At 68.1% G+C, this 26,772-nt stretch carries 24 protein-coding genes, 1 pseudogene and 1 riboswitch; of the genes and pseudogenes, 10 read left to right on the forward strand and 15 right to left on the reverse strand.

What is annotated here, in order from left to right; translation table 11 throughout:
• Positions 1-12: 12 nt before the first annotated feature.
• Together FHY09_RS12850 and FHY09_RS12855 are read right to left on the reverse strand one after the other, a co-directional pair.
• Positions 13-4,755 (reverse strand): ATP-dependent helicase, encoded by a 4,743-nt coding sequence (locus tag FHY09_RS12850; RefSeq protein WP_166927288.1) that lies wholly within the window; start codon positions 4,753-4,755, stop codon positions 13-15.
• A 59-nt stretch (positions 4,756-4,814) separates the two neighbouring features.
• Positions 4,815-5,276, reverse strand: coding sequence for a methyltransferase family protein (locus FHY09_RS12855; RefSeq protein ID WP_166927289.1), 462 nt, complete (start codon positions 5,274-5,276; stop codon positions 4,815-4,817).
• A gap of 87 nt (positions 5,277-5,363) precedes the next feature.
• Here FHY09_RS12855 and FHY09_RS12860 point away from each other — a divergent pair, with 87 nt between their 5' ends.
• From FHY09_RS12860 to pnuC, 3 genes are all read left to right on the forward strand, one after another.
• Entirely contained in the window at positions 5,364-6,494 is a 1,131-nt protein-coding gene (locus tag FHY09_RS12860) for a phosphotransferase (RefSeq protein WP_166927290.1), read from the forward strand.
• Between the two features lie 39 nt (positions 6,495-6,533).
• A riboswitch (TPP riboswitch) is annotated at positions 6,534-6,629 on the forward strand.
• A gap of 71 nt (positions 6,630-6,700) precedes the next feature.
• Positions 6,701-8,872 (forward strand): TonB-dependent siderophore receptor, encoded by a 2,172-nt coding sequence (locus FHY09_RS12865; protein WP_166927291.1) that lies wholly within the window; start codon positions 6,701-6,703, stop codon positions 8,870-8,872.
• Positions 8,869-9,444, forward strand: coding sequence for a nicotinamide riboside transporter PnuC (gene pnuC, locus FHY09_RS12870; RefSeq protein ID WP_208407851.1), 576 nt, complete (start codon positions 8,869-8,871; stop codon positions 9,442-9,444). The genes FHY09_RS12865 and pnuC overlap by 4 nt, the downstream gene beginning before the upstream one ends.
• An 11-nt stretch (positions 9,445-9,455) precedes the next feature.
• Here pnuC and FHY09_RS12875 read toward each other — a convergent pair whose 3' ends face one another.
• Together FHY09_RS12875 and FHY09_RS12880 are read right to left on the reverse strand one after the other, a co-directional pair.
• Positions 9,456-9,935 carry a hypothetical protein gene (locus FHY09_RS12875; RefSeq protein WP_166927292.1) on the reverse strand — a complete coding sequence of 160 codons (480 nt, stop codon included), beginning with the start codon at positions 9,933-9,935 and terminating at the stop codon, positions 9,456-9,458.
• A gap of 10 nt (positions 9,936-9,945) precedes the next feature.
• A complete protein-coding gene (locus FHY09_RS12880; RefSeq protein WP_166927293.1) occupies positions 9,946-10,428 on the reverse strand; it encodes a hypothetical protein in 483 nt (160 codons plus the stop codon).
• Between the two features lie 250 nt (positions 10,429-10,678).
• Here FHY09_RS12880 and FHY09_RS12885 point away from each other — a divergent pair, with 250 nt between their 5' ends.
• Entirely contained in the window at positions 10,679-11,875 is a 1,197-nt protein-coding gene (locus FHY09_RS12885) for a serine hydrolase domain-containing protein (protein ID WP_166927294.1), read from the forward strand.
• A gap of 62 nt (positions 11,876-11,937) precedes the next feature.
• Here the strand turns inward: FHY09_RS12885 and FHY09_RS12890 are convergent, their stop codons facing one another.
• Positions 11,938-12,360: a nucleotide triphosphate diphosphatase NUDT15 gene (locus FHY09_RS12890; protein WP_166927295.1), complete on the reverse strand. Its 423-nt coding sequence runs from the start codon at positions 12,358-12,360 to the stop codon at positions 11,938-11,940.
• Between the two features lie 231 nt (positions 12,361-12,591).
• On the opposite strand from FHY09_RS12890, the gene FHY09_RS12895 reads away from it, so the two are divergent.
• Positions 12,592-13,227 (forward strand): response regulator transcription factor, encoded by a 636-nt coding sequence (locus tag FHY09_RS12895; protein ID WP_166927296.1) that lies wholly within the window; start codon positions 12,592-12,594, stop codon positions 13,225-13,227.
• Positions 13,228-13,250: 23 nt separating this feature from the next.
• Here the strand turns inward: FHY09_RS12895 and FHY09_RS12900 are convergent, their stop codons facing one another.
• The 4 genes from FHY09_RS12900 to FHY09_RS12915 all read right to left on the reverse strand — a co-directional run bounded on the left by FHY09_RS12900 (position 13,251) and on the right by FHY09_RS12915 (position 17,385).
• Entirely contained in the window at positions 13,251-13,919 is a 669-nt protein-coding gene (locus FHY09_RS12900) for a response regulator transcription factor (RefSeq protein WP_208407854.1), read from the reverse strand.
• A 131-nt stretch (positions 13,920-14,050) separates the two neighbouring features.
• Positions 14,051-16,474 carry an ATP-binding protein gene (locus FHY09_RS12905; protein ID WP_166927297.1) on the reverse strand — a complete coding sequence of 808 codons (2,424 nt, stop codon included), beginning with the start codon at positions 16,472-16,474 and terminating at the stop codon, positions 14,051-14,053.
• 138 nt (positions 16,475-16,612) lie between these two features.
• Positions 16,613-16,867, reverse strand: coding sequence for a hypothetical protein (locus FHY09_RS12910; protein WP_166927298.1), 255 nt, complete (start codon positions 16,865-16,867; stop codon positions 16,613-16,615).
• Positions 16,868-16,977: 110 nt separating this feature from the next.
• On the reverse strand, positions 16,978-17,385 hold the full coding sequence (locus FHY09_RS12915; protein ID WP_166927234.1) for an autotransporter outer membrane beta-barrel domain-containing protein: 408 nt from the start codon (positions 17,383-17,385) through the stop codon (positions 16,978-16,980).
• Between the two features lie 251 nt (positions 17,386-17,636).
• On the opposite strand from FHY09_RS12915, the gene FHY09_RS12920 reads away from it, so the two are divergent.
• A complete protein-coding gene (locus FHY09_RS12920; protein ID WP_166927447.1) occupies positions 17,637-18,401 on the forward strand; it encodes an EAL domain-containing protein in 765 nt (254 codons plus the stop codon).
• Between the two features lie 225 nt (positions 18,402-18,626).
• Here the strand turns inward: FHY09_RS12920 and FHY09_RS12925 are convergent.
• A pseudogene (locus FHY09_RS12925) lies at positions 18,627-19,024 on the reverse strand (transposase); the annotation flags it as partial.
• A 293-nt stretch (positions 19,025-19,317) separates the two neighbouring features.
• Here FHY09_RS12925 and FHY09_RS12930 point away from each other — a divergent pair.
• Complete coding sequence (locus FHY09_RS12930) at positions 19,318-19,893, forward strand: OmpO family porin (protein ID WP_166927299.1); 576 nt, start codon at positions 19,318-19,320, stop codon at positions 19,891-19,893.
• A 335-nt stretch (positions 19,894-20,228) separates the two neighbouring features.
• Here FHY09_RS12930 and FHY09_RS12935 read toward each other — a convergent pair whose 3' ends face one another.
• The 5 genes from FHY09_RS12935 to FHY09_RS12955 all read right to left on the reverse strand — a co-directional run bounded on the left by FHY09_RS12935 (position 20,229) and on the right by FHY09_RS12955 (position 23,441).
• Positions 20,229-21,254: an NAD(P)H-dependent glycerol-3-phosphate dehydrogenase gene (locus tag FHY09_RS12935; protein ID WP_166927300.1), complete on the reverse strand. Its 1,026-nt coding sequence runs from the start codon at positions 21,252-21,254 to the stop codon at positions 20,229-20,231.
• Between the two features lie 20 nt (positions 21,255-21,274).
• Complete coding sequence (secB, locus tag FHY09_RS12940; protein ID WP_166927301.1) at positions 21,275-21,793, reverse strand: protein-export chaperone SecB; 519 nt, start codon at positions 21,791-21,793, stop codon at positions 21,275-21,277.
• Between the two features lie 104 nt (positions 21,794-21,897).
• Positions 21,898-22,335, reverse strand: coding sequence for a rhodanese-like domain-containing protein (locus FHY09_RS12945; RefSeq protein WP_166927448.1), 438 nt, complete (start codon positions 22,333-22,335; stop codon positions 21,898-21,900).
• Between the two features lie 103 nt (positions 22,336-22,438).
• Entirely contained in the window at positions 22,439-22,828 is a 390-nt protein-coding gene (locus FHY09_RS12950) for a hypothetical protein (RefSeq protein WP_456362812.1), read from the reverse strand.
• A 145-nt stretch (positions 22,829-22,973) separates the two neighbouring features.
• Positions 22,974-23,441, reverse strand: a complete 468-nt coding sequence (locus FHY09_RS12955; RefSeq protein ID WP_166927302.1) for a YiiD C-terminal domain-containing protein — start codon at positions 23,439-23,441, stop codon at positions 22,974-22,976.
• Between the two features lie 38 nt (positions 23,442-23,479).
• Here FHY09_RS12955 and FHY09_RS12960 point away from each other — a divergent pair, with 38 nt between their 5' ends.
• The 3 genes from FHY09_RS12960 to FHY09_RS12970 all read left to right on the forward strand — a co-directional run bounded on the left by FHY09_RS12960 (position 23,480) and on the right by FHY09_RS12970 (position 26,743).
• Positions 23,480-24,265, forward strand: a complete 786-nt coding sequence (locus tag FHY09_RS12960; RefSeq protein WP_166927303.1) for a uroporphyrinogen-III synthase — start codon at positions 23,480-23,482, stop codon at positions 24,263-24,265.
• Between the two features lie 118 nt (positions 24,266-24,383).
• Positions 24,384-25,409, forward strand: coding sequence for a uroporphyrinogen-III C-methyltransferase (locus FHY09_RS12965; RefSeq protein WP_166927304.1), 1,026 nt, complete (start codon positions 24,384-24,386; stop codon positions 25,407-25,409).
• Entirely contained in the window at positions 25,409-26,743 is a 1,335-nt protein-coding gene (locus FHY09_RS12970; protein WP_166927305.1) for a heme biosynthesis HemY N-terminal domain-containing protein, read from the forward strand. The genes FHY09_RS12965 and FHY09_RS12970 overlap by 1 nt, the downstream gene beginning before the upstream one ends.
• The last annotated feature ends 29 nt before the right edge of the window (positions 26,744-26,772 follow it).

Raw genomic sequence — 26,772 nt, forward strand, 5'->3', positions numbered from 1 at the left:
GCGGCCCGCGGCTCATCCGTGCCAGTCCAGGCCCCTCGGTGCGCTGGAAAAGCCTGCCGCGCGCAATGCCCCGGTCAACGCACTGCGCCCGATGGGCACGTCGTTGACCCGTTCGAGCGTGAACGAAACACGCCGCCCGCGTCGCAGCGCGATGGCCAGCGCCTGCGTGGCCGCGTGCAGCACGGCGGCGCCCTCGGCGGCCTCGGTGTCCACGAACGCCAGGAGCTGGCGCCCCCCCTGCGGCAGGTAGAGCACCGCGCGCCCGTCCACGATGGCGACCAGGGCGCCGGCACGACGGGCCGGCCGCTGCGCCGCATGGCGTGCCGGCCACGGCACCACGGTGCCGAACGGACAGGCCGGATCGAGGACCGAAAGCGCCACCGCCTGCAGGACCGCGCCGGTCGCCGGGGTGTCGGCCAGCTCGCGCAGGCGGTCGATGGCGCCGCGTTCGGCGAACTGCGCCCCGCCCAGCCCTTCCACGAAACGCCCGCGCAGCACGCGCCCGGCATCTTCCATGCGCCTGAAGACCGGCAGCAGCGCGGGAAAGCCGCCCGGAACGGCCTCGTTCATCACCGCGCCACGGGTCACCACGGCATGCCGGTCAAGCAGTCCCTCGGTCAGCGCCAGCGCCCGCACGGTGTCGCTGGCCGGACGGCGCGGCAGCAACGACCAGCGGCCGGCCAGCGTGGCGATGTCCACCTGCGGCGCTGGCGGTGACGGCACCGGAGCGGCATCAGGCGACATCGGCGGTGGCGCCATGAAGCCGAAGCCGCGCCGCCGCCGCGTGCCGGCCACGCTGCGTGCCCGCGGCGGCGGCCGCACACCACTGAGCGCGCGCAGGGGAGCGCCGATATCGGTGGTCACGTGGCCGCCCCAGGCAAGGCCCCACAGGGCGCTGCCGAAATCCTCACCGCCCCCCAGAGGGGGGTGCACCCGGGCCGCCTGGGTGGCGAGCTGGCGTGCGAACCAGGCGCCTCCACCGTCGAGCACCCCGACAATGGCCTGCTGCAGCGGTGACAGTGCCTCCGCCGCAAGCGATGGCGGTGCGAGCGTGGCTTCAGCATCGGCCTGCAGGTGCAGCGAAACAAGGCCATCGTCTTCGCCCAGACGTCCATGACCGGCCCACATCACGGTGCCGGTGGCCAGCAGGCTGTCCAGCAGCGCGGGACTGTAGTCGCGCACCCGTGCCGGCAGGATCTGGCTTTCCCACACCGAAACCGGCAGCGCGACCCCGGCCAGCTGCTCCACCACCCGCAGCAGGCCATCCGTGCCTTCCAGTGCGCCCTGGTGCACGCGCTGCGCATCGCCCAGGGCGTGGCGTGCATCGGCCAGCAGGCCGTGGTGTTCCAGCAGCAGGGCGGTGTAAGCGGCGGCGGGCACGGGACGCGTCGCTTCGCGCGCCGCCTGCAGGGACCGCAGGCGCAACCGCCGGAAAACATCCTCACTGACCCATTCGTGCCGGGCCAACGGTGTGTGCTCGCCAGGCACCGGGGCCTGCGTGTCGTCCGCGGCACGCTGCGCGCCGAAATGGCCGCCCAGCAGCTTCCCCTCCGCGGCCAGCTGTGCCAGCGCGGCATCGGCCACGACAACCCCCAGGCCGAAGGCGGCGGCCACCTCCGCGGTGGTGAACGGTCCGCGGGTGCGCGCAAAACGCGCCAGCAGGTCGCCCAGCGGATCGGCCACGGGCGCGCGGAACACGGCGGGGATATCGCGTGGCAGGCGGACCCCCAGCGCATCACGCAAGCGCGCGCCATCCTCCACGGCCGCCCAGTGCGGCTGCGCGGCGAGGTCAAAGGCAATCACGCGCTGCACCTGTCGCAGTTCGGCCAGCAGCGACTCCACCGCAGGGCCATCGGGCTGCAGCCGTGCAGTGATGGCGTTGACCGTCAACGGGCCCAGTTCGCGCAGCAGGTCGGCGATGCCCTCCCGGCCTTTCGCCTGCCTCCCGGGCGCAGTGCGCTGCAGTTCGGCCTGCACCTGCGCCACCACGGCCGGATCAAGCAGTTCGCCCACGTCGACCTGCCCGAGCAGGTCACCCAGCAGCGCGCTGTCCAGGGCAAGCACGGATGCGCGGCGTTCGGCCAATGGCGTATCGCCGTCGTACATGAACTCGGCCACGTAGCCGAACAACAGGTTGGCGGCAAACGGCGAGGGCGTTTCAGTGGTCACTTCCACCAGGTCCACCGCGCCTGCGGTCAGGCGCTGCATGAGCGCATCGAGTGCCTCCAGGTCATAGACATCCTGCAGGCACTCACGCGCGGTCTCGATCAGGATGGGGAACTCCGGCCACGTGCGTGCCACCTGCAGCAGCTGGCCCGCACGCAGGCGCTGCTGCCAGAGCGGTGAGCGCCGACCCGGCGCGCGGCGCGGCAGCAGCAGCGCGCGCGAGGCACACTCGCGGAAACGCGCGGCGAACAGGGCCGAGCCCCCCACGGCCCCGGTGATGAGGCGGCGCAGCCGCTCAGGCTCGAACAGGAACAGCTCCGCACCGGGCACGCGACCGGTGGTCTCCGGAAGGCGCGCCACGATGCCATCATCGCTGGACACCACCGCCGGATCGATGCCCCAGCGTTCGCGCAGGCGCTCGGCCACCGCCAGCGCCCAAGGGTCGTGCACGCGACGCCCGTAAGGCGAGTGCAGCATGATGCGCCAGTCACCCAGCTCGTCACGGCAGCGTTCCACCACCAGGCGCGCATCGGTGGGCAGCACGCCGGTCGCTTCGCGCTGCTCGCCCACCAGCGTGAGCATGTTGGCGATGGCATTGGCATCCAGGCCAAGCGCCTGCAGATGCGTGTGCGGCGCATCGGGCGCGCCGTCCAGGCAGGCCTCCAGCGTGGCAAGGAACGCGCCGATGCCCGCCCCCAGCTCAGCGGGCCGGCCGGCCCCTTCGCCCCGCCAGAACGGAAGCCGCGCCGAACGCCCCGGCGCGGGCGTCACCACCACCTGGTCGTGGGTGATCTGGTCGATGCGCCACGAGGTTGCGCCGAGGGTGATCACATCGTTCACGCGCGACTCGTGGACCATTTCTTCGTCCAGTTCGCCCACCCGCCGCGAACCGGCACGCTCCTCGCCTTCGGGCAGCATCACACTGAACATGCCGCGGTCCGGGATGGTGCCGCCGCTGGTCACGGCCAGCTGTTTCGCACCGGGGCGCGCGCTCAGCTCGCCGGTCTGGCGGTTCCAGACCAGGCGCGGCCGGAAGCCGGCGAAATCATCGGAAGGGTAGCGTCCGGCCAGCATGTCCAGCGTGGCATCGAAGGCACTGCGGGGCAGCGTGCGGTAGGGGGCGGCGCGGCGCACGCAGGCATACCAGGCCTCCACCTGCAGCGGTTCCATGGCCACCGCCGCCACGGTCTGCTGGGCCAGCACGTCGAGTGGGTTGCGCGGCGGATCGAGCGCTTCGATGCGGCCGGCCAGCATGCCGTCCACCGCCACGGCGGCATCGATGAGATCGCGCCGCGTACGCGGGTAGATGCGCCCGGACGAAACGCCCCCCACCTGGTGCCCGGCACGTCCCACCCGCTGCAGCGCGCTGGCCACCGAGGGCGGTGCCGCCACCTGGATCACCCGGTCCACCAGGCCCATGTCGATGCCCAGCTCCAGGCTGGAGGTGGCCACCACGCAGCGCAGCGCACCGGATTTCAGCGCCTGCTCGATCTCCGCGCGCTGTTCCTTGGATACCGAACCGTGGTGCGAGCGTGCGATCAGCGCGGTCGGTGGCAGCACGCGGTTGACCGTGCTGCCGGTGAACGAACCCAGCGCAGTGGGCCGTTCATGGGGGCTGGGCGCTGCAGCCTCCAGACGCTCGGCATACAGTTCGTTGAGGCGGGCGGTGAGCTTTTCAGCCACGCCACGGGAGTTGGCGAACACGATCGTGGAGCGGCTCTGCAGCACTTCATCGAGGATGCTCGCTTCCACGTGCGGCCAGATGGAGTTGGCCCGGCTGCCGCCCTCGCGTCCGCCGGGCAGGCCACGTGCCGGCAGGTCGGCCATGTCCTCGACCGGCACCACGATGCGCAGGTCCAGCTGCCGCGTGGACGGTGGGTTGACGATCGTCACTGGCCGGTCACCGCCGAGGAACGCGGCCACCTGCTGCTCGGGCCGCACCGTGGCCGACAGCCCGATCCGCTGCGCCGGCACCTGCAGCAGGTCCTCCAGCCGCTCAAGGCTGAGCGCGAGGTGCGAACCGCGCTTGCCACCGGCGACCGCGTGGATCTCGTCGATGATCACCGTGTGCACATGGCGCAGGGTTTCCCGCGCCTTCGAGGTGAGCATCAGGAACAGTGATTCGGGCGTGGTGATCAGGATGTCCGGCGGGCGCCGCAGCAGCCGCGCGCGTTCGCTGGTCGCGGTATCGCCGGTGCGCAGCCCCACGCTGAGGGCCACCGCCGCATCGCCGCCCCGCGCACGCGCGGCGGTGATGCCCTCCAGAGGCACCTGCAGGTTGCGCTGCACGTCCGCGCCGAGTGCCTTGATCGGTGAGATGTACAACACGCCGGTGCGGTGGACCGGCCTGGCCTCCGGCGCGTGGCGGTGCTCCCGGTCGCGCTGTGCGAACAGCTGGTCGATGGCGTGCAGGAACGCGGCGAGGGTCTTGCCCGAGCCGGTCGGTGCGATCACCAGCGTATGCTCCCCGCGCGCGATCGCCGACCACGCCGCATCCTGGACGGCGGTGGATCCGGGGAAATGCGCCGCGAACCACGCCCGGGTAGCCGGGCTGAAGGCGGACAGGGCGTTGGGGGCGACGGTGGGCATGAACTACGATGATAGAGCGCCGGGTGCAGCGTTCCGTGAGACCCAGGCGCCATGGCGCCTCATAGCCATCGACGCACGCGCCTGCAGTAGGTGACATACGCCTGGCCGAACCGGCGCGTCAATGCGCGTTCTTCCGGCAGAATCTGGAATCTGGTGACCCACAGGCAATAGAACATCATGCCGATCAGCGCTGCGGGATCGCGTAGCCACAGCGTCCAGGCCAACAGCATGAGCATGTGCCCAAGGTACATCGGGTTCCGGGTGTGGGCATGTATGCCTGTAGTAACGAGAGCGGCAACCCTGTCCGGATGAAGCGGGTTGACCGTCGTCCCCGCCTTGCGGAATGCGAGCTTTGGGACAATGTTGAATGTCAACCCGATGCCAAAGATCATCATCGCCGCGGCGGCCGTACCAGCATCGGCCACGCGGAGAACCGGCACCCGCCCCACCGCCCACCACGCAAGCGCAGCCGCGATGAGCATGATCAGCGGGGGTGGAATGCGGGCTTCGAATGTGGGCATCAGCAACTCTCGTGTTTGCATGGGGGATAGTATGGCGCTCGCTTTACCCGTCAGCCCTCTCACTGTGTCTTCCTCCGTCCGCTTCCCATGACCGACAGTTCCCACCGCGTGCAGGGCCTCAGCAACGACGAAGTCGCTGCGGACTGGGCACCGATCAGCAGCGATGAACTGACGCGCCTGCGCAGCGACTATCCCCAGCTGGACGGTGACTGCCAGCTGCTCTGGCACAGTCCGCGGCCGATGTCCGCCGCGGCCCTGGTGCAGGCGCCCTCACAACGCGTGTTCGTCAAGCGTCACCATCCGCGCGTGCGCACGGCGCCGACCCTGCGCGAGGAGCACCGGTTCATCGCGCATCTCGCTGCCGCCGGACTGCCCGTCGTCTCGGTGCTGTCTACGCACGCCGGCGATACCGCACTGGCGACCGGCGATGGCACCTATGAACTGCACAGCGTGCCAGCCGGCGAGGACCGCTACCGGGATGCGTCGTCGTGGACGCCACCGACCACCCTGGCCGATGCCGCCGCGCTCGGCGCGATGCTGGCGCGCCTGCATGATGGCGCGGCGGACTATCAGGCACCCCAGCGCAGCACGCATGTCCTGGTGGCGCGCGATGACCTGATCCGTGCCGAGGATCCGTTGGCCGCGCTGGAGGCGCAGTTGCACGAGCGCCCTGGGCTCGCCAGTTACCTGGCACGCCGGCCATGGCAGGCGGAGCTGCGGCGCAGCGTGCTGCCGTGGCACGCCCGCGTGGTGGCGCGCGCCGCCGCCGAGCCCGTGCTGTGGGCCCACAACGATCTGCACGTGTCCAACCTGCTGTGGCGGCCCGGCCTGCCCGACGTCAGTGCCGTGCTGGACTTCGGCCTGGCCTCCCCCACCAGCGCGCTGTTCGACCTGGCCACGGCGATCGAACGCAATGCGGTGGCGTGGCTGGAACTGGACCAGGGACGGCCTGCGGCGCGCCCGGCCATGGCTCTGGCGCTGCTCGGGGGTTACCGCCGCGTGCGTCGGCTGGCGGCTGCACAGGTGCACCTGCTGGCTGATCTGCTGCCGGTGGTCCACCTGGATTTCGCCCTCTCCGAAGTCGAATACTTCCACGCGGTGACCGGCTCTGACGCGAACGCGGACGTGGCCTACCACACCTTCCTGCTCGGTCACGCCGACTGGTTCGGCGGTGGTGAAGGGCGCGCGCTGCTGGACGCGCTGCACGCGGCCGCCTGACCCCACGCTCGCATTGCGGGCCGCTTTGGTGTGAAATAGGCCCTGAAGCGGGGGTGCCTGGATCTGCCAGGCTGAGAGAGTCCCTTGGAACCTGATCCGGTTTGCACCGGCGTAGGGAGCTTTGAGTGCCACCCCACCCCCCTTCACGGCCGGGTGCGCGTGCGCGCCTTCGCTTCGTCTCCCTGTCCTGGCTGATGACGAACCGAATGAACCGCTGCCTTCGCCCCACGCTGTTGACCGTCGCGCTCTGCGCCGCGCTTCCCCTGCATGCCAATGCCGCTCCGGAGGCTGCGGGGCAACGGTCGCCGACCGAACTGGCGGCCGTGCGCGTGGAGGCCGAGCAGCAGGTTGCGCCGCCGCCGCAGGCCACCGCGTTCGGGCCGGGTGACTGGCACGACACGCCCGCCTCGGTGAACGTGCTCGACCGCGCGCTGCTCGACAGCCGCCAGGTGCGCACCCTCAGCGAGCTGGCCAGCAATGACGCCTCGCTCGGCGACAGCTATGCACCGGTCGGCTATTACCAGAACATCGCCATCCGCGGCTTCCCGCTGGATTACGGCACCGGCTACCGGTTCAACGGGCTGGCGGTCACCGGCGAGCAGCGCCTGGCTTTGGAGAACATCCAGCAGGTGGAAATCCTCAAGGGCGAGGCGGGCCTGGCCGCGGGCGTGCTGGCGCCAGGTGGTCTGGTCAACTACGTCGGCAAGCGCACGGCGGACGTCCGTACGCTCACGCTCGGCACGGATTCGGAAGGCTCGCGCTATGCCGCCCTGGATGTCGGCCACTGGCTGACGCCGCGGTTCGGCGTGCGATTCAACGCCGCCTGGGACGACAGCGCCTCCTACATCGATCATGCCGACGGACGCCGCAACTTCTACGCGCTCGCCACCGACTGGCTGATCAGCGACCGTGCGCGCCTGGACGTGGACATCAACTACCAGACCAGTGCACAGCGTTCGGCGTCGGGCTACCAGCTGCTGGGTGGCGTGGCGCTGCCGGGCGAAGTCGACCGATCGCGCATGCTGGGCTACCAGGCGTGGCAGCAGCCGGTGGGCATCGACAGCACCAACCTCACTGCAGTGCACACGTACGCGTTCAACGAGCGCTGGGAATCACGCGTTTCCGCCAGCCACAGCCGCTCGGTGATCGATGACAACGTGGCATTCGCCTACGGCTGTTTCTATGCCGCCCAATGTGCCGATGGCAGCGTGCCGGGCCAGTTCTTCGCACCCGATGGCGACTACGATATCTACGATTACCGCAGCCCGGACGACACGCGCATCAACCGCGAACTGCGCGCCGAACTGCGTGGCCGCTTCACCACAGGCCGCGTGCAGCATCAGCTGACCTTCGGCGTGGATGCCTTCGACCGCACCGTGGACAAGCGCCGCAACGTCAACGAGTACGTCGGCACGGCGAACATCGGTGATGCACGGGTGCCTGCCTTTGCGCCCTCGCCGCTGCTGCCGGGGCCTTCGGTCAAGCGCCTGGACAGCCGCCAGCGCGCCGCATTCGTGCTCGACCGCATCCAGTTGGGCGACGATTGGCAGTGGCTTGCCGGTGGACGCTTCGTGCATCTGGATGAGCGCGCCTACGACAAGCGCGGCACGCCGGAGCGCCAGAGCACGCTGTCGCGGTTCCTGCCGCAGACCGCGCTGGTGTGGCGCGCGACCGGCCAGCTCAACGTGTACGCCAGCTACGTGCGCGGCATCGCACTCGGTCAGGAGGCGCCGTTCTGGACCTCCAACGAAGGCGAGTTCCTGCCCTCGGTGCTGTCGCGACAGCTCGAGGTAGGCCTCAAGTACGCGCCCTCCGAGGCCCTCGCGCTGGGCGCGGCGGTGTTCCGGACCTCCCAGCCCTACCAGTTCGCCCAGCCCGATGACAGCGCCGTGGGCTTCACCTTCGTGCAGCGGGGGCAACAGACGCATACCGGCCTGGAGCTCACGGCCAACGGCAGCGTGGCCGACCGTCTTGAGGTCACCGCCAGTGCCAGCGTGCTGCAGGCGCGTGCACGTGATGCCGGCACCCCGCAGTACGAAGGCCACCAGCTGATCAACGTGCCGAAGGTCCGCGCGGCCGTGCACGTGGATTACAGCCTGCCTTCCGCCGACAACGTGGGCATCACCGGGGGATGGCGGTACGCCTCCTCCAACGTCGCCACGCCCGAGGGCGGCGTGCGTGCGCCGAGCTACAGCGTGTTCGATCTGGGCCTGCGCCTGAAGCAGCGCATCGGCGAGCACCCGCTGACGTGGCGGCTGTCGGTGGACAACGTGTTCGACCGGTTCTACTGGCGTGATACCGGCAGCAGCGCAGGCGATTACTACCTGTTCGCCGGTGCGCCGCGCCAGGCGCGGCTGTCGGTGACGATCGGGCTATGAACGCCACGCTGCTGGAATGGTCGGCCGCGCTGCTGAGCCTGGCGGGCGTGTGGCTGATGACCCGCCGCGTGCGCCTGGCCTGGCCGGTCGGACTGGTGTCGGTGGGCCTGTATGCGCTGGTGTTCGTGGAGGCCCGCCTCTACTCGGACACTCTGCTGCAGATCGCCTTCGGTGGCTTCCTGGTGTACGGCTGGATCAACTGGCGTGGGCATCTGGAGGACGATGGGCGCGTGGGCATCGTGGCGCTGCCGAGACCGCGCATGCTGCGCGACCTGGGCGTCGGGGTGGTGTTCGGCGCGGTCCTCGGCGCGCTGATGCACGCCCATACGCAGGCGGCGCTGCCCTGGCTGGATGCCCTGCTCGCCGCGCTGAGCCTGGTGGCGCAGTGGTGGCAGGCGCGGCGGCACGCGGCAGCGTGGTGGCTGTGGATCGCGGTGGACCTGGTCTACGTCGGGATGTACCTGGTGAAGTCGCTGCACGTCACCGCTGCGCTGTACCTGGTATTCACCGCCGTGGCAGTGATCGGGCTGCGCGCCTGGAACGCGAGCGCACGCCAGGCGGCCGTGGCCTGACCCCGGGTGCTTCAGTCGAGCGCCTGCAGCGTTGCGGCGTCGCCGCTGCCATCAACCCTTACCCGGCTGCCCACGCTCAGGCCCTGGACCTGTTGCCGCGGCTGGGTCAGCGACAGGACACGTCCTTTGTCCAGGCGCACCTTCACCATGTACCGGGTGGTGGGGCCGGTCCCCACGATGCGCTCGCCGATCGCCCCTCCGATCTCATCGCCCTTGTCGGCGGCCACGGCCGCGACGGCAAGCCCTGCATCGCTGTGGCCTCCCAGGGTCAGACCCGCACTTGCCGCGACACCGCCGAGCTTGCCGAGCCGCTCGCCCCACGTGCGCCCGCGCCGGGTCACATCGGAGGTGTCTTCGCCGCGGTTCTCGATCGGCTGTACTGCTTCGACGGTGCCCTCGCGCGAAGCCGCCTGCGCCGCTGGCGCAGCGGTGGCCGCGCCGATTGAAAGGGCAAGGAGAAGCCCTGCGGTACGGATCGGCGTTGCTTTCATGTCCTGTCCTTCAGTGCGGTGTCGAGGTGCTGCTGGGGCCCACGATGTCCTGGTCGCACTCCGTGCCCGAGTAGTCCCACTGACGGATCACGCCTTCGCTGTCAGCGATGTAGGTGATGTCGCAGCGGTGTTTGAGCGGATGGTGGATCTCGTCGTAGACGATCGGAGTGAAGTGGGGAATCTGCACATTGTTCTGCACGGTGACGCCCAGCAGATCCCCGCCGGACACACGGACCCGCTCGGTCCACGCCGGCGTGTTCGTACTCCAGGTGTAGCGGGTCTGCTGCGTCTGCTCGTCTTCCACGATCTGCACCCGGCCACCATCCACGCGGAGCTGGAGCAGAAGCTCGGACGCATCGCGCCCGAGCCAGGCATGCGCTTTCGCGCGCGCCTCGGCGCCCAGCTCCGAGGCCCCGGCCGCGGTGCAGGCAAGGCAGGGGAGCAGCACCGCGCAGCGCAGCAGTCCCATCAGTGTGGTGGCGCACGCACTCATTTTCAGGACTCCTTCGCGTCCGTGCAGGGAGGCATGGATGCACGTACGCGGTCTGCGGTGACGACGTCAGTGCATGCAAGGCGAGAAGCGTAGTTTGGCCACGCAGGCGTCGGCAAGGCTGGAGGCGACAGAATTCTGATAAACCGTCTACGTGCTCGGCGACATCCAGGCGGCCGGCCCATGACTTTCGCCACTGCAGCTTGACTACACATGTAGTCAAGCTGGACGGCCTTGTCCAGGAAGACCGCCGATGTACCGTTTGCCTGCCTTGCTCGTGTTTCTTTTCGCAGGACTGCTGGCGCCCCGCGCGGAGGCTGCCCCGCCCCCGGCCCAAGACGTCCTCGAGCGGATCGCCGGTCACGCCGCCGCGGCACATTCCGATGCGCTGCTCATCCAGCACGGTGGGACCACCCTGCTGAGCCACTCGACCCACGGTGCCTTCGAGCCCGTCCCCCTGATGTCGGCAACCAAGTCGGTGGTCGCACTGGCCATCGGCCTGTTGATCACAGAGGGCCGGCTCGCCTCTCTCGATGAGCCGGTCAGCACCCTCTATCCCGAATGGCGGCAGGGTCGCAAGCGTGACATCACGGTGCGCATGTTGATGGACCACACGTCCGGCCTGCAGAACATCGCCAATGCCGGCGCGGAACTGGAAGGCGCGCCCGATCTGGTCGCGCTCGCGCTCGCTGCGGAACTGGCGAGCGATCCCGGAACAACGTTTTCCTATAACAACAAGGCCACCAATCTGCTTGCAGGCATTGTCGAGCGTCTGGCCGGGCAGCCCATCGATACCTACGTCGCCGAACGGATCTTCGCGCCGCTTGGCATCACCGCTCATGCGTGGTTGAAGGACAGCGCCGGCACGCCGATGGGCATGGCGGGCCTTTCACTATCCGCACCCGACCTGGCCAGGCTCGGACGGCTGGTGCTGGACGGCGGCAGGGCGCCGGATGGCACCCAGCTGCTCGATCCGATGTTCGTCCAGGCGCTTACCGCACAGAGCAGCCGCTCACCCGACGTCGGCCTGCTCTGGTGGCGTATCCCGGCCTGGGAGCGCTTCGTGCTGGATGACCGGGCCGCCGCCGTGCTCGACAGCCACGGCGTGGCCCGTGATGTGCGCGAGGCGGTGCTGGCCGCGCAGGGCCAGCGTTTCGACAGTCGTCAGGCCCTGACCGCGTTCCTCGCCGAACGCCTTGGCACCGCCTGGCAGGAACGCTATGGGGCGGAGATCACCGGGCGCGGGATCCGGCTGGTTGACCTGTTCGAGCAGACACGCGGACCCATCCAGGCCTATGCCGCGAACGGGTTTCTCGGCCAGTTCCTGGTCATCGTGCCGGAGAAGGATCTGGTGGCCGTACGCCAGATCCATCGCCGTGAGGATCATGGGGCCCAGGACGACTATGCCGGGTTCACCGCCGACCTCATCGCACTGGCCGACGCACTCTGAGCGACCCCCGGCATCAAGCGCGGCCAGGCACCCCGGCGCAAGTCCCAGCGGTGCCTTCGGGTTCACGCCAGCGGCGAATAACCGGATGCCACCAGGTGCTGCAGCGGTGCGAACAACGGTTCGGGCAGCGCGTCCCACGCGCACCACGTCCAGGCCTCGCATTTGTCCGGCTCCATGACGTGGGCGCGTGCGGTGTCCGGCACGCGCGCGACGACGAAGCAGGTGACATAGTGCCGGCCGACGTCCGGCATGACCGTGCTGGTGTAAGGCGCCGGCGTCACCGCCAGCAGCGCCAGCCCGGTTTCTTCGGCGGTCTCCCGGCGCGCGCAGTCCTCCACGGTTTCACCGAACTCCAGATGCCCGCCGGGCGCAGCCCAGGTGCCCGCCCCATGCGACCCCCGCCGCTTGCCAAGCAGCACCTTGCCGTCGCGCACGATCAGCACGCCAACGCCTACGTGGACGGATTCAGCAACAGCGGATGACATGGTCTCGGGTCTGTTGGGGCACTCGACATACGTTAACAGGTCGAGGCGGCTCAGGACCCGCACACCTGCGCGGTCATTTCCAGCTGTGCACTGGACGACATTGCAACCCACGGCGTCCCTGCTCGACGTTGCACCGCAGGCGTGGCAGCGACGTGCGCACTTTCGAATTCTTTCGACTGGGCTGGACCTGACCCGGCAGTAAAGTTGTGCCGTTGGTGAACGGCGCAGAGAATGGCAATCAACTACCCCACACGCGTAGTCCTGCTCGACCGTCATGCACTGGTGAGAACCGGGCTGCGGCAGCATTTCGAACAGCTGCACGGTCTGACGGTGACTGCGGACTTCGCTGCGCCCGCCGATCTGTTCGAACACCTCTGCCAGCACGCCGTGCACGCGATTATCCTGGATTGTTTCCAGAAGGAACACGCCATGACGCCGGAGGCACTGCTCGCTGCGATCCGGGCGCGGTCCGCGTGCCGCATCGTGGTATTCAGCACCGAGACCAGCAGCTGTGCCAGCGCGCGGTGCATGCAGGCGGGCGCGGATGCATTCATCGATAAACGCGAGCAGGTGGCCACCCTGGTCAACGCACTGCGATCGGTAGTCGAGTTGGCGCCGGCCCGCTGCTTCTGCGGAGACAGCAGCTTCCTGATCAGTGGCCTGTACCAGTTGAGTCCGGCAGAGGCCGAGGTGCTGCGGCGGGTGGCGCAGGGCATGGGCACCGTGGAAATCTCCGAAGCACTGGGCAAGGCCCGCAGCACCGTCAGCGCACACAAGTGGAGCGCACTGCGCAAGCTCGGCGTGCGCAGCGAACTGGAGTTCCTGAAGCTGCTGCCACCCGGCTTCCAATGGCCCTGGATGAACTAACGCGGCGCTCGGCGACGATCGCCTCAGGACCTTTCGATGAGGCCCCGGACTTTGAAAAGTTCGGCGTCGGTGCGGATGCCCAGTTTCTGGTAAGCCGACTTTTTCTGCGTGCTGATGGTGCTCATCGCGCGCGAGAACTTGGCCGATATCTCACTGGTCGACATGCCTTCGAGCGTGCACCGCAGGACTTCCTGCTCACGGGGCGACAGGGTTTCCGCCACCTGCCCCGGAACAATCCCGCGTACCGGCGCGGTGCGGCTCAGTGCATCGAGTTGTTCACGCATGGTGTCGGACAGGTAGGTGTGGCCGCGCGCGATCTGTTCGATCGCCTCCACCAGATCGTCAGCGCCCTGCGTCTTGGAAAGGAAACCGTTCACGCCCGCCTGCAGCGCGAGTGCCACTGTGGCCGGATTGAAGTGCGAAGACAACACCAGCACCGCGGTGTCGGGATACCGCAGCTTGAGCGCCCGGAGCAGGTTCACACCATCCACATCCTGCGGGCCCAGTGCAAAGTCCACGATGGCCAGGTGGACCGGCTCCTCGGCCGCGCCCAAGGCCTGGATCAGCTCACGCGCGGTGGTGTAGGTGCCCACCACATCGATGTGAGGCACGTGCGCCAGGCGTCTTTCCACGCCTTCGATGACGATCGGATGATCATCCAGCAGCATGATCCGGTGGGGAGCGGTACGCATGAAGTCGGTGCCTCGGAGGCGAACGGCCGGCGAAATGGGCGAACGGGTGGTGCCACGCTCATCATACAGCCGATGCGCACGGTCACCTTGCGCGGCTGAGGCGTCTGCTGACCCGGCGCTCGCCGGGCCGTTCATGCGTCAGGTGGGCCGTCTGCCGAAGAGAGCGCCTCGACAGCGGACGCCAGCTCGCTCATGTCGAATTCGGTGGGCAGGCCACCCTCCGCCAGCGCCATCTCCAGTTCAAGTGCCAGTTCACCCAACGCCTCGTGCGAGCGCATGAACGCCGCACCCGCGAGTCGATGGGCGTGGTGCCCCGCCAGGGCCCTGTCGCGCGCCGCCACGGCTTGCTGCATGCCTGCCAGGTCCTCGCGCAACAGAGCCAGGTGATCGATCGTGGGCGGTGCCGTCGCGGCGACGGCCGGTTGGCTGGCAGATCGCGCGAACTGCACCGGCCACAGTGCCAGTGTGCTCCGCAGCTCTTCCAGGCGCAGTGGCTTGCGCAGGACCCCGTCCATCCCGCACTCCAGGCATTCGGCCAAGTGCTCGGCGCCGGTGGAGGCAGAGATCGCCACGATCGGCAGGTGCGGTCCCTGGCGCGGCCGTGCGCGGATCCGTCGCGTGGTCTCGTAGCCGTCCATGCCGGGCATGTGGCAGTCCATCAGTACCAGGTCGAAACTGCCATCCTCCAAGGCCTGAAGCGCTGCAGCGCCACTGTCCACCAGAGTGGGGCGCACACCGAGCTCAAGGAGTTGCTCGCGGATCAGCGCCTGATTGCCGGGATGATCCTCCACCACCAGCACGCTGCCGCCCACGTGTGGCGCATCGTTGTCCGCGCCTGGGCCCTCATCCGCGCGTGCCCGGGCTCTGGAAGCGGAGGCGATGGAGTGCTGCGAAGGCGCAACGAGGGTGACCGGCAGGGTCAGTGCCACCATCGTCCCGGTGCCTGGAACACTGTCCAGCCTGATCGAGCCTCCCATCATCTCGACCAGTTCACGGCAGATCGTGAGCCCCAGGCCCGTCCCGCCAAACTCGCGCGTGGTCGAATCATCAGCCTGCGAATACGCCTTGAACAGACGTGCCTGCTGTTCCAGCGCGATGCCCACGCCGGTATCGATGACGCGCAGGTGCAAGGTGGCGGCGCCCTGCTCATTGGTAGGTACCACCTTGACGTCAACGTTGATGGAACCGTGCCGGGTGAACTTGACCGCATTGCCGAGCAGGTTGTTGAGCACCTGGCGCACCCGGGTGGGGTCCAGCACCACCAGCAGGTCGTGCGGGTGGTCGATCTCCAGATCGATGGCGAGGCCTTTTTCTTCCGCACCGGGCCGTGCCAACGCCACGACGCTGCCGATGAGCTGATCGAGGTCGGTGGGCAGTTTCTCCAGGGTGAGTTTGCCGGCATCCAGCTTGGAGAGGTCCAGCACGTTGTCGAGCAGGTCGATCAGTGCTTCGGCGGCCACCGTGGCGCCTTCGGTGAAGCGCTTCTGGCGCTCATCGAGCGGCGTCCTGGAGAGCATTTCGATGGAGCCGAGCATGGCGTTGATGGGGGTGCGGATCTCATGGCTCATGGTGGCCAGGAACCGGGTCTTGGCGCGTTCGCTGCGGATCGCGCGGCGGCGCTCCGCCCACGTCCGCCAGGCGAAGAAAGACAGCAGCACCATGCCCAACGTCGCCAGGAACAGCTCCAGCGCCCGGTAGTGCATGATCGACCACAGCGTGGGCGAACCGTAATCGGCCTGGGTCAGGTAGGTCTCGTAGATCTCATCGCTTTCATGCGCGGAGATCGATGCCAGGCTTTTCTGCAGGATGGCGTACAGCACCGGTTCGCTCGCGCGCACGCCCATCTGGGCGCGATACGGGGGCAGATCCACCATGCTGGCCACGCCCAGGCGCTGCCCATATTTGCGCCGAAGCAGGGGCTGCAGGGTCGCCTCCGTGCCGATCGACGCATGGGCACGACCCTCCAGCACGCTCTGCAGGCTTTCCTCGGGGCTGTTCACCTGCACGGGAATCACGCCCGGACGCAGCGTGGTCAGGATCCGCTGCACGTCCACATCGCCGCGGATCGCCACGCGCTGGCCGTTCAGTGAGTCCTTGGCGAAGGTCGAATCGGCCTCGCCGCGGGTGACGAAGAGGAACGGGCTGGCGAAGTAGGCATCGGTGTAGCGGATGGCTGCATTCACGTCCGCACGCAGAACGCTGGGATGGGCATTGGGAAACAGGTCGACCTTGCCGGACTGGAAGAGGTCCTGCGATGCCTCCCAGCTCGACGTGGGAACGAGCTTGAACGTGATGCCGGTGCGTGCTGAAACGGTTTCCAGATAGGCGGCGATCAAGCCGCGATATTCTCCCTCGACGATATCTTCCAGCGGACTGATATGCGGTGCACCGGCGTAGTGAACCACGGGATGGGCGCGGATCCACGCCTGTTCTTCGGGCGTGAACTGCGGTGTCGACGCCGCTGCAGTGCGCAGGCCGACGAGCAGTGCGCAGACCACCAGCCCATGACACAGCAGCGACCGCCGGGAAAGCATGCGGTTGCGGAGGGTCGTCATGGGGCGGTGCTCCTGGGGAAGGCGAAACGCAGAGCCTACCCCAGTCCGCAGCCGGTGGCGCAGTCGTTGCCTGGCGTACCCGATGCCGGGCTCCGGCCGATGCGCGCGCCGGCCCAGGGGGTGCAGCCTGATCAACGTTCAGACGAGGCCTTGCGGAAATCGTCTGATGAACTCTTCGAACCTGAGCCGGCTGATCGCCTGGCGCGAGCCGCAGGCCGGACAAGTCAGCACGCCTGCACCGCAGATGTCGACCAGGCCATGATCCGCGTCAAGCGTGGAATCAGACGAGCAGGCCGCGCATTGGACGGTGACCTGGCGAAGCATGCGAATGGTGCCGTTCTCTGCGAACTCGGCGTTGATCGCACGCAGGAAAAACACACCTGTATTGGACATGGATCCACCTTCGCGGGATGAGGGAGGGGGGCGGACGGACACCGGGACGACCGTGGAAAAGGTGGGCATGCCTGCATCGCACGTCCACCGGATGGGTCACCCGCTGGTCTTCACGCCCATCTGCGCGCCGTGGCGGCAGTAGCGGCAGGCGGACCCACCGGGATCTCCCGCTCCGGGCGCAGGTACCAGTCGCCATCAGTGGCGTCGGTCACGCTGCCCTGGTGCAGGAAATACTCGTAGGATCCGCCCACGGCGCGGCCCAGTAGATTGAAGACACCGGCAGGTCGGCCGTCGGTGAGCGTCGTCGCGTCCACATGCCGCGCCACGCCTCCCAGTGGCGTCGCGTCGGACAGGTCAACGGCGATGGTGTAACCGTCAGTGAAAACGATGTCGGCCAGTAGCCCGGGAGTGGCTGCACCGGAAGGGGAGGTGCCGGTACCGGCCGGCACATGGCGCACCGTGCGAGTGGTGCTGATGGCCGGTGCCAATGCATCGCGATTGCGGACATGCCTGCTCATCGTGCTTGCCTCGGGGGAATATGAGGCAACACCCTATTTTGAGCGATGGCCGTGCTCCATCGAACTAGTTCTAAAACGCGCCGCAGCGGCGATTCGGTTGCCCGCGCATTCACGTGGCGGACCGATTCGTGCCCAGCTCAGGCCCCCGATGAACCCTCCACGTGGCCCTCACCGGCCCGCCGGCGCGTCTCCACTTCATCCTCAGAAGGCGTCGGCTATGCTCGCGCCCTGCCCGTAAAGAGTGTCAGCGCATGCCTTCTTCCGATCTGCGTGCCGGATGTGCCCAGTGCCGTGACGCGCAGCCGCTGCCGTTCGCCTTCAGCTATGCGTTCCAACCAATCGTCGATCTGCATGCGCGCGAGGTATTCGCACATGAGGCGCTTGTGCGCGGACCGGCGGGGGAGCCGGCCGGTTCGGTGTTGTCACGGGTCACGCCGGAAAACCGGTACTCGTTCGACCAGGCCTGCCGCGAGAAAGCCATCCAGATCGCCGCCACGCTCCCGATGCGGTCAAACCTGTCGATCAATTTCCTGCCGAACGCCATCTACCGGCCGGAAGTGTGCATCCGGTCGACCCTCCAGGCCGCCAGGCGTCATGACTTTCCGGTCGAGCGCATCATCTTCGAAACCGTGGAGGGCGAGCAGGTCAGTGATGGCAAGTGGCTCGCCGAAATCCTGCGCGAGTACAAGCGGATCGGCTTCAAGACGGCGATCGACGATTTCGGCGCCGGATTTGCCGGCCTCAACCTGCTGGCCGATTTCCAGCCGGACATCGTCAAGCTGGACATGGCCCTGGTCCGTGGTATCGACCAGAGCCAGTCTCGACGCGCGATCGTCGCTGGTGTCGTGGCGATGTGTCATCAACTCGGCATCGCGGTGATCGCCGAAGGCATCGAGACCGTCGAGGAGGCGCGCTGCCTTGCCGATCTGGGCATCCGCCTGATGCAGGGTTACTGGTTCGGCAGGCCGCAGTTCGAAGGCGTGGTGCGGGAGGCGGATATTCCCTGGGCGGCGTGAGCGGGTTGTCCTTAACGAGGGCCATTCAAGCCCAGTGCCTCGCTTCGGGTGTCCAACCAAGTCCCTGGTAAGGCGTCAAGCCATCACGTGAAACTCCACAAAAGAGGCCCGCAAAGGGCAGCAGGCAAAACAACGCTCGGAACTGGATAGCGCCAGGAATGACGGCTGGCAGCCTGGCCGATGCTGGAGACAAGCAACTCGATGGTTCGCAGGAGCACATCGAGCATCGCGATCGCTTGCCGGCTCTTTCAGCCTGGCGTAGTAGCCACTGCGATGGACGCCAAGCATCCGACACATTGCCGCGAGGCTGAACTCATCTGCGTGTTGCTTCATGAAGGCGTACTTTGCTCTTACCCCTTTGCAAAGTACACGGCGGCTTTTTCTAGGATGTCTCGCTCTTCAGTGACGCGGCGTAGCTCAGCCTTGAGGCGCCGAACTTCCGCCTGCTGGTCCTGCTCGACACGCTTGCCAACATCACCCTTGCCTTGCTGCCGCTTCCAGCCGTAAAGGCTGTGAATCGACACGCCGAGTCGCTCGGCAACTTCTGCGACCGGACGGCCGTACTCAACGATCTGCCGGGCCGCCTCGATCTTGGTGTCATCGGCGTACCGCTTCGTACTCATAACCACGTCCACCTAAGCCATGGTTTAGGGCTGGGAGGTGTCAACGGATCGCTGGGCGGCTCACCTTCGTCACCATGGTTTGTACAAAGCTGCACCAGCTGCGGTGTTCGCTCCAACACACCAGCCCACTCAGAGTTCCCTGAACAGCAACCATATTCATATACCGGTCAGTTCAATATTCAGCCCTGATTGGATGGCGAAACGGATAATTCACACCTGTCGAACGCACTTCCCGACCTCTCTCCCGGGTTGATGCGTTCGGCGAAACCAGAACAACAAAGGTGTGTGACCCGATGAACAAGATGTCTCTGCTGGCCTTCGGCCTCGCTGCCTCCCTGCCCTTTGCGGCGTCCGCAGCGGATGGCCTGTCCTACAACTACGTTGAGGGCGGTTACGTGAACACCGATGCCAAGGGCGGCGACGCGGATGGCTGGGGCGTCAAGGGCTCGGTGGCAGTGCATCCGAATTTCCACATCTTCGGCGACTACAGCGCGCAGGAAACCGACCGCACGAATGCGGACGTGGACCAGTGGCGCCTGGGCGTGGGCTACAACCACGCAGTGGCGCCGAGCACCGATCTGGTGGCCCGTGCGGCTTACCAGAAGTTCGATCCGAAGCGTGGCCTGGACTTCAACGGCTATTCCACCGAAGTCGGTGTGCGCACGGCCTTCACCCCGATGATCGAGGGCTATGCCTTCGCCGGGTATGAGGACTACAGCAAGAAGCATGGCATCAACCCCGACGGCGAGTTCTATGGTCGCGTCGGCGCCGTGGCCAAGTTCAATCCGAACTGGGGCCTGAGTGGCGAAGTGAAGCTGGCCAAGGCCGGGGACCGCGAGTGGTTCGTTGGTCCGCGCTTCACCTGGTAAGAACTGCGACAGCGTTAGGTTGGTGGTGGTGGTACGGACGTGTGACTCTCTCCCACACGTCCTCGAGCCCGGACTCAGGTCCGGGCTTTTTTTTGCCTGAAAAAAACGGCGGAACCGGAGTGCCGCCGTGCCCAGAAAGGCGAATCGAGAGAGAACCACGTCATGCTGTGCGGGACGACGGTCCCGGCTGGATCTGACGCCCAGCCATCGCATCGTGCTCGCGCATGCCTGCTGTTCCCATGCGGAAATGTGGAAAGTGAGCGCACATGAAAAACCCCGGTACGTGACCGGGGTTCGTCGTGAAGTGCCTGGCAATGCGATGTTCTGGCCGTGCGCTACTTGAACAGGGTGTCCGGGTATTCGGGCTTCTGTTCCCGCGCCAGCAGGGTCTGCAGTCCTTCGGCGGGCGTCTGCTCGCCGTGCAGTACCGCACGTACACCATCGGAAATCGGCAGATCGATGCCGTAACGGCGCGCCTGGCGCATGACTTCATCAGCGGTCTGCACCGACTCCACCACCTGGCCGATCTCGCGGATCGCATCCTGCAGGGTCTGCCCACGGCCCAGGGCAAGGCCCAGCCGCCGGTTGCGCGAGAGGTCACCGGTGCAGGTCAGCACCAGATCGCCCAGCCCGGCCAGACCCATCAGGGTTTCCGGCCTGGCACCGATGGCAGCGGCCAGCCGCAGCATTTCGTTGAGTCCACGGGTGATCAATCCGGCGCGTGCGTTGAGGCCCAGCTGCATGCCATCGGCAACACCGGTGGCCACGGCCAGCACGTTCTTCATCGCCCCGCCCAGTTCCGCGCCCAGCATGTCATCGCCCGTGTACGCGCGGAACGCCGGGCCATGCATGGCCTCGGCCACGGCCAGCGCGAACTCGGGCACGTCACCGTGCACCGTGATGGCGGTCGGCAGGCCCTGGGTGACTTCCTTGGCGAACGAAGGCCCGGTGACCACGGCCAGCGGTACGTCCTCACCGAGGATCTCGCGCGCCACCTCATGCAGGAAGCGCCCGGAACCGGGTTCGAAGCCCTTGGTGGCCCACGCCACGCCGGCACCGGCCGGACGCAGCGGTGCCAGCGCGGTGACCGTTTCGTTGAACGCATGCGACGGCGTGACCACCAGGATCCACTTTGCGCCATCAACCGCGGCGGCCATGTCGGTGGTCGCGCGCAGCGTTTCCGGCAGCGCGATGCCAGGCAGGTAGCGGGTGTTCTCGTGGCGCTGGTCGATGGCTTCCACCATCGCCGCATCACGGCCCCACAGCACGGTCGTCAGACCGTGCCGGGCGAGCAGGCTGGCCAGCGCGGTGCCCCAGGAACCGGCACCGAGAACGGCGACTTTATCGGCGGTTTCGCTCATGCGGGGGATTGGAACGCCGATCAGGCGTTACCCACCGGCTCGGAGTTGGCAAGCGACGAGGCGTCGCCCTGCTCCTGGCGCTGGCGCAGCGTTTCGGCGTACAGGCCTTCGAAGTTGATCGGCTGCAGGAAGAACGGCGGGAAGCCACCGGCCTGGATCAGGTCGCTGACCAGCGAGCGCACATACGGGAACAGGATGTTCGGGCACTGCGTGCCGAGCAGCACGTCGATGGACTGCGGGTCCAGGCCGACCAGGCCGAACACACCGGCCTGCTTCACTTCGGCCACGTACGCGGTGCGGTCTTCCGCCTTGCAGGTCAGGGTGACGGCCAGCACCACCTCGAAGGCGTTCTCGCCCAGGCGCTGGACCTGCTGGTTCAGGTTGAGCTGCAGTTCCGGCTGGACCTGGTCGTTGAAGATGGTCGGAGCATTGGGCGATTCGAAGGAAACGTCCTTGACGTAGATCTTCTCGACGGTGAACGCGGGGCCGTTGGCGGCGTCGACCGGCGCGGCTGCGCCGTTGGTGTTCTCTTCGGACATTTCCTGTTGCTCCTGATGATTGCTGTTCAGAATGATCGAATTGTTGCATCAACAGCGATGGGGGCGCGGTGCGCCGGGCACAAGCCCTGTCCCATCACTTCGGGTCAATGGCGACCCTTGACCAGTGGCAGTTCGGCCTGCTGCCATGCCGGCAGTCCGCCTTCGAGCACGGAAACCTGCTCGAACCCGGCCTTCTTCAGGCCCTTGGCCGCGCTTTCCGAAGCGGTTCCGGTACGGCATACCAGCACCACCGGACGCTGCTTGGCGGACGCCACGAGCTTGTGCCCGGGGCCGAACTGGCTCGGCTGCACGTTCTTGCTGCCCGCGATGTGGCCCTTCTCGAAATCGCTGCTGGAGGACAGGTCCACCACCACGGCGTCGCCCCCATTGATGAGCTGCACCAGCTCGCCCGGCTTGAGCGCTTTGTAGCCCCGGAACAGGCGGCGGATCTCGGTGATGATGATCGCCGCAGTCAGACCCACCAGGGCAATCGACAGCATCGGGTTTCGGCCGGCAAAGGCCACCAATTCTTCGTAATTCACTCGGCTCACGGGTCGTTCAAGCGGGCGCCGATTGTCGCACAAGGCGGAACGGCGGGGCGAACGCGGGGCCGGGACCTCGCCGAAGCCGTGGCTGGATCCGGGATTACTGGCCGCGCCAGAAGTCCGGCAGGCCCGCAGTCTGCCACCAGCGCTTGGCCTGCGGATCCCAGCGCCAGCGTTCCACCACGGTCACGGTGCGCTCGGCCTGCGTGTTGACGTTGATCACGCCCACTTCCACGCGGCGCTCCATGGTGCCGTCGGGCATGGCTGCGCTGGTGCGCTCGCGGTAGCCGGAAATCCGGACCTGGTCGTAGCGGCTCAGTTCGAACTCGGTCGGCGGATGGGCTTTCTGCTGCACCGGATCGAGGTATCCGAGCGCATCTTCCATCGTGCCCCAGCGGATGACCCCGGCGTAGGCGATCTGGGTCTGCTCCAGCAGCGTGCGCTGCTTGCGGCTGAGATCAGCGGCCTGCACGGTGGCGGCGGCCAGCACGCAGCCCAGCACCAGCCCGCGGGCGACGCCGCGAAAGCCTCGACTGATCCAGGGCAGGACCCCGCCTGGGCCGGCGTGGGACCGGTCTGCCTTGATACGGTTCGCGTTCAAACGGTCTGCTCCCCCAGAGCCTTGGCCTGCCATCCTACCCTCTGGCGAAGGCCACGAAACGCCCGGTGAGTTCGGCAGCCGGCTTGCCATCGCTGCCCGGCTGCGCGGCCACCACGCCGATGCGCGCCTTGCCTCGCTGCCTGAACGTGGCCAGGAAGGTTTCCCAGTCACTGTCCGGCGCGATTTCCGCCTGTGCATGCAGGTCGCCGTACACCGGCGCGCGGTAGCGCAGCTGGCTGTCGGCCACGTAGACGTCCGCCTCGAAGCCCGCCAGCCGCAGCCGCAGGGTGACCAGGGCCCAGCCGGAGAGGGTCATCGCCGAAGCCAGGCTGCCACCGAAGGCATTGCCCTTGTCGTTGACATTGACCGCCAGCGGCGCGGTCAGCTGCAGCTGGCCTTCGGCATAGCCTTCCAGGCGGAGCTGCATGGCGCGCACCGGCGGCATGCTGTCCAGTGTCTGTTGCAATACCTGCAGCGAAGAAGAAACGGAGTCAGCGGACATCGGCAACTGGACCTGCAGCGGCAACGCGGGCCCGCATAATGCAGGCAATGGATGAACATGCGAAACCGTGTGGATGGACCTTGGTGTCGCTGCGCCCGCAGGGCCAGCACGCCGGCCTGCGCGTGGCCGCCGCCGCGTTGGACGGCCGCCTGGTGGCCCTCTCGCCCTGGCGCCTGCGGCGCAGCACCGGCCCTGACAGCGTTTCAGCGCTGCGGCGCGCCCTTCAGGCACCGGCCGTGGTGTTCACCAGCCCGGCTGCCGTGACAGCGGCGGTCAGCCTCGGCCACCGCTTCGCAGCTGAACCGCTCCGTACCTGGCTGTGCGTTGGCGAGGGCACGCGGCGGGCGCTGCGGGCCGCGGGGGCGAGCCGGGTGGAGGCACCGGCGCGGATGGACAGCGAAGGCCTGCTCGCCCTGCCGGCACTGGCCGAGGTGGGCGGGCGCGAGATCGGCCTGGTCACCGCCCCGGGGGGCCGTGGCCTGCTCGCGGCCGCACTGCAGGCGCGCGGCGCGAAGGTGATCCGCGCGGACATCTATGCGCGCGTGCCGCTGCGGCTCGCACCGCGTGCCTTGGCCCGCCTGTCGCATTCCCCGTCGCCGTGGGTGCTGGCGCTGAGCAGTGGCGAGGCCCTGCAGCGGGTGTGGCTGCAGCTCTCGCCCGCGTGGCGCGCGCAGTGGCAGCAGCGCATGCGCGTCGTGGCGGCAAGCGAGCGGCTGCAGGCGCAGGCCCTTGCGCTTGGGCTGCCGAGGGTGGAGCGGGCGGCCGGTCCCACCGCTGCGCAGCTGCTGGCGGCGTGCCCGGCGGTGCTGCGAAACGCGGACTGACGCCCCGCAGGCCGCCCGCAGCACGTGTCGGCGTGGCTTGCCCGGGGATTCGCCAACCGTGATGCTGTGCGCTCGTTGCCCGCCCGATCCGGGCGGGTCAGCCGACCTGGACTGGACCATGACCGATACACCTCCGCCTTCCTCGAGCGTGCCGCCCCCGGGCACGCCGGCGCCGAGCGCGCCTGCTTCCGGCGCGCTGCGCCTGGCGCTGCCCCTGCTGGTCCTCGTGCTGCTGGCTGCCGCAGGCGGGTGGGGCTGGCACATGTGGCAACAGGCGCAGGCCCTGCAGCGCGTGCAGGCGCAGTCCGACCAGGTCCGCTTGGCCGGACTCGAACAGAGCCTGGAGGGACTGCGCCGCGACCAGCGTGCCAGCAGCCAGCGCCTGCAGGACGCCGCCGCCACCAACCGTGTGCTGCGCGATGAAATGCTGGGCCTGGGGCAACGCAGCGCCGTGCTGGAGGAGAACCTGGCGCGGCTGGCCGAAACCACGCAGCGGGACAGCTACGCCGTGCAGCGCGACGAGGCCGAGCTGCTGCTCGCCCAGGCCATGCAGCGCCTGGAGGCGGCCGACGACCTGGATGGGGCGCGGCGGCTCTACGCGCAGGCCGCAGTCCAGCTTGGGGAGCTGCCCGCCAGCGAAAACCTCAACCTGATGCAGACCCTCATGCAGGAGCGCGAGGCGCTGGACAAGGCCGGCACGGGGCCGCGGGCACAGGCGCGGCAGCGGCTGGCCGCATTCGCACAGGCGCTGCAGGCCCTGCCCACCACGGCCGAGGCCACCCCGGCCGCAGCCGGGGCCGCCCCGCCGTGGTGGCAGCGCGCGCTGGCGCCGTTCGTGGAAATGACCCCGACCCGCCTGCAGGGCCCCCTGACCGATGCCGAACGGGTGACCGGCCTGGATGCCCTGCAGCTGGAGATCTCACTGGCGCGGGCCGCGATCGAACGCGGCGACGCCCCGGCGCTCGGGCAGGCCGCAGAACGCATCACGCTGTGGTTGAACCGCCTGTGGCCGGATTCACCGGCCCTGCGCACCCAGCGTGCTGAACTGCGGCAATTGAGCTCGGCGCCGCTGCGGCTGACCGCACCGGAACTGGGCAGCACCCTGCAGCAACTTCGCACTTTGCATGATGGAGGAAGTCCCTGATGAAGCCGTTGACGTCCCTTGTGGTCCTGTTGCTGGCCGTCGCGCTGGGTGTGGTGGGGGCGCAGTGGCTGGGCGCGGACGACCTGCGCCAGTACGGCGAAGTGATCTTCCGCCATGGTGGCACCGACTACCGCAGCACCCTGCCGCAGGTGCTGCTGCTCTCGCTGGTGATCCTGCTGGTGCTGTGGCTGCTGTGGAGCCTGATCGCCGCACCGTTCCGGGCCTGGGGCCGCTATCGCCGCAGGCAGGGCCGCGCGCGCCTGGTCGAGGGCCTGCAGGCCTATGAACAGGGCCACTGGCAGCGTGCGGAGAAACTGTTGCTCGATGCGGCGCAGGACGAAGAGGTCACGGCGGTGGCGCTGGCCACTGCCGTGCGCAGCGCGCGCGCGCGCGGCGATGATGTGGCCGCCGAAGGTCATCTGCAGCGCCTGGCTGCGGTGGACGCGGGCAGTGCCGCGCTGCTGCGCGCAGAGCAGCATCTGACCGAAGCGCGACCGGTAGACGCCATCAACACCCTGGACGTCGCCGCGCTGCAGCCATTGCCCCCGCGTGGCCTGTGGCTGCGCGGCCAGGCGCTGGAGCAGGCAGGTCGTTCACACGAGGCGTACGGCCAGCTGGGCGCCCTGCGCCAGAGCAAGGTGCTGCCGGCCGACAGCGTGGCCGGGCTGGAAAAGCGCCTCGCCCTGATGGCGCTGAGCGAGGCACCGGATGTCAATGCGCTCGCCGCGCAGTGGGATGCCACGCCAAAGGCGCTGCGCAGTGATCCGGAGGTGGTGATGTTCTACACCCACCGCGCCGGTGAGCTGGGCTGGGAAGAGCCGGCGCTGCTGGCCCTGGAGCAGTCGCTCGACCAGGGCTGGGATGAATCGCTGGTACAGACCTACGGTACCTTCCCGACCTCCCGGCTGGCGACCCGCCAGGCCAACCTGGAGCGTTGGTACAAGCTCCACCCGACCTCGCCGGGCCTGCAGCTGGCCCTTGCGCGCGTGGCCATCGCCGAAGGGCGCCACGAGCAGGCGGACACGCTGCTGCACGGCGCCATTGCCAGCGGCGCCGGCGCGACGGCCTGGGAGGCCCTGGGCGAATCGATGCTGGTGCGTGGAGAGACCCACATGGCCGCACAGTGCTTTGCCAACGCCCTGCGCGAGCAGCGTGGCGAAACCAGCGTAGCGCTGGTGCGCCCGGAGCCGAGCATGGCGGCACCGCCACGTGCGACGGTGGAGGAGCAGGTGATCGCTGCGGATCCGCCGATCTACGATGCCCGCGACGTGCGCGGCGCACATGACGTACGCGATGTGCGCGATGCCGAGGATCCGCGCTTTCCGCGCCTCTGATCGGTCCTGCGACCAGCGCCGGGTTGGCC

This window comes from Xanthomonas sp. 60 (genome assembly GCF_011761925.1).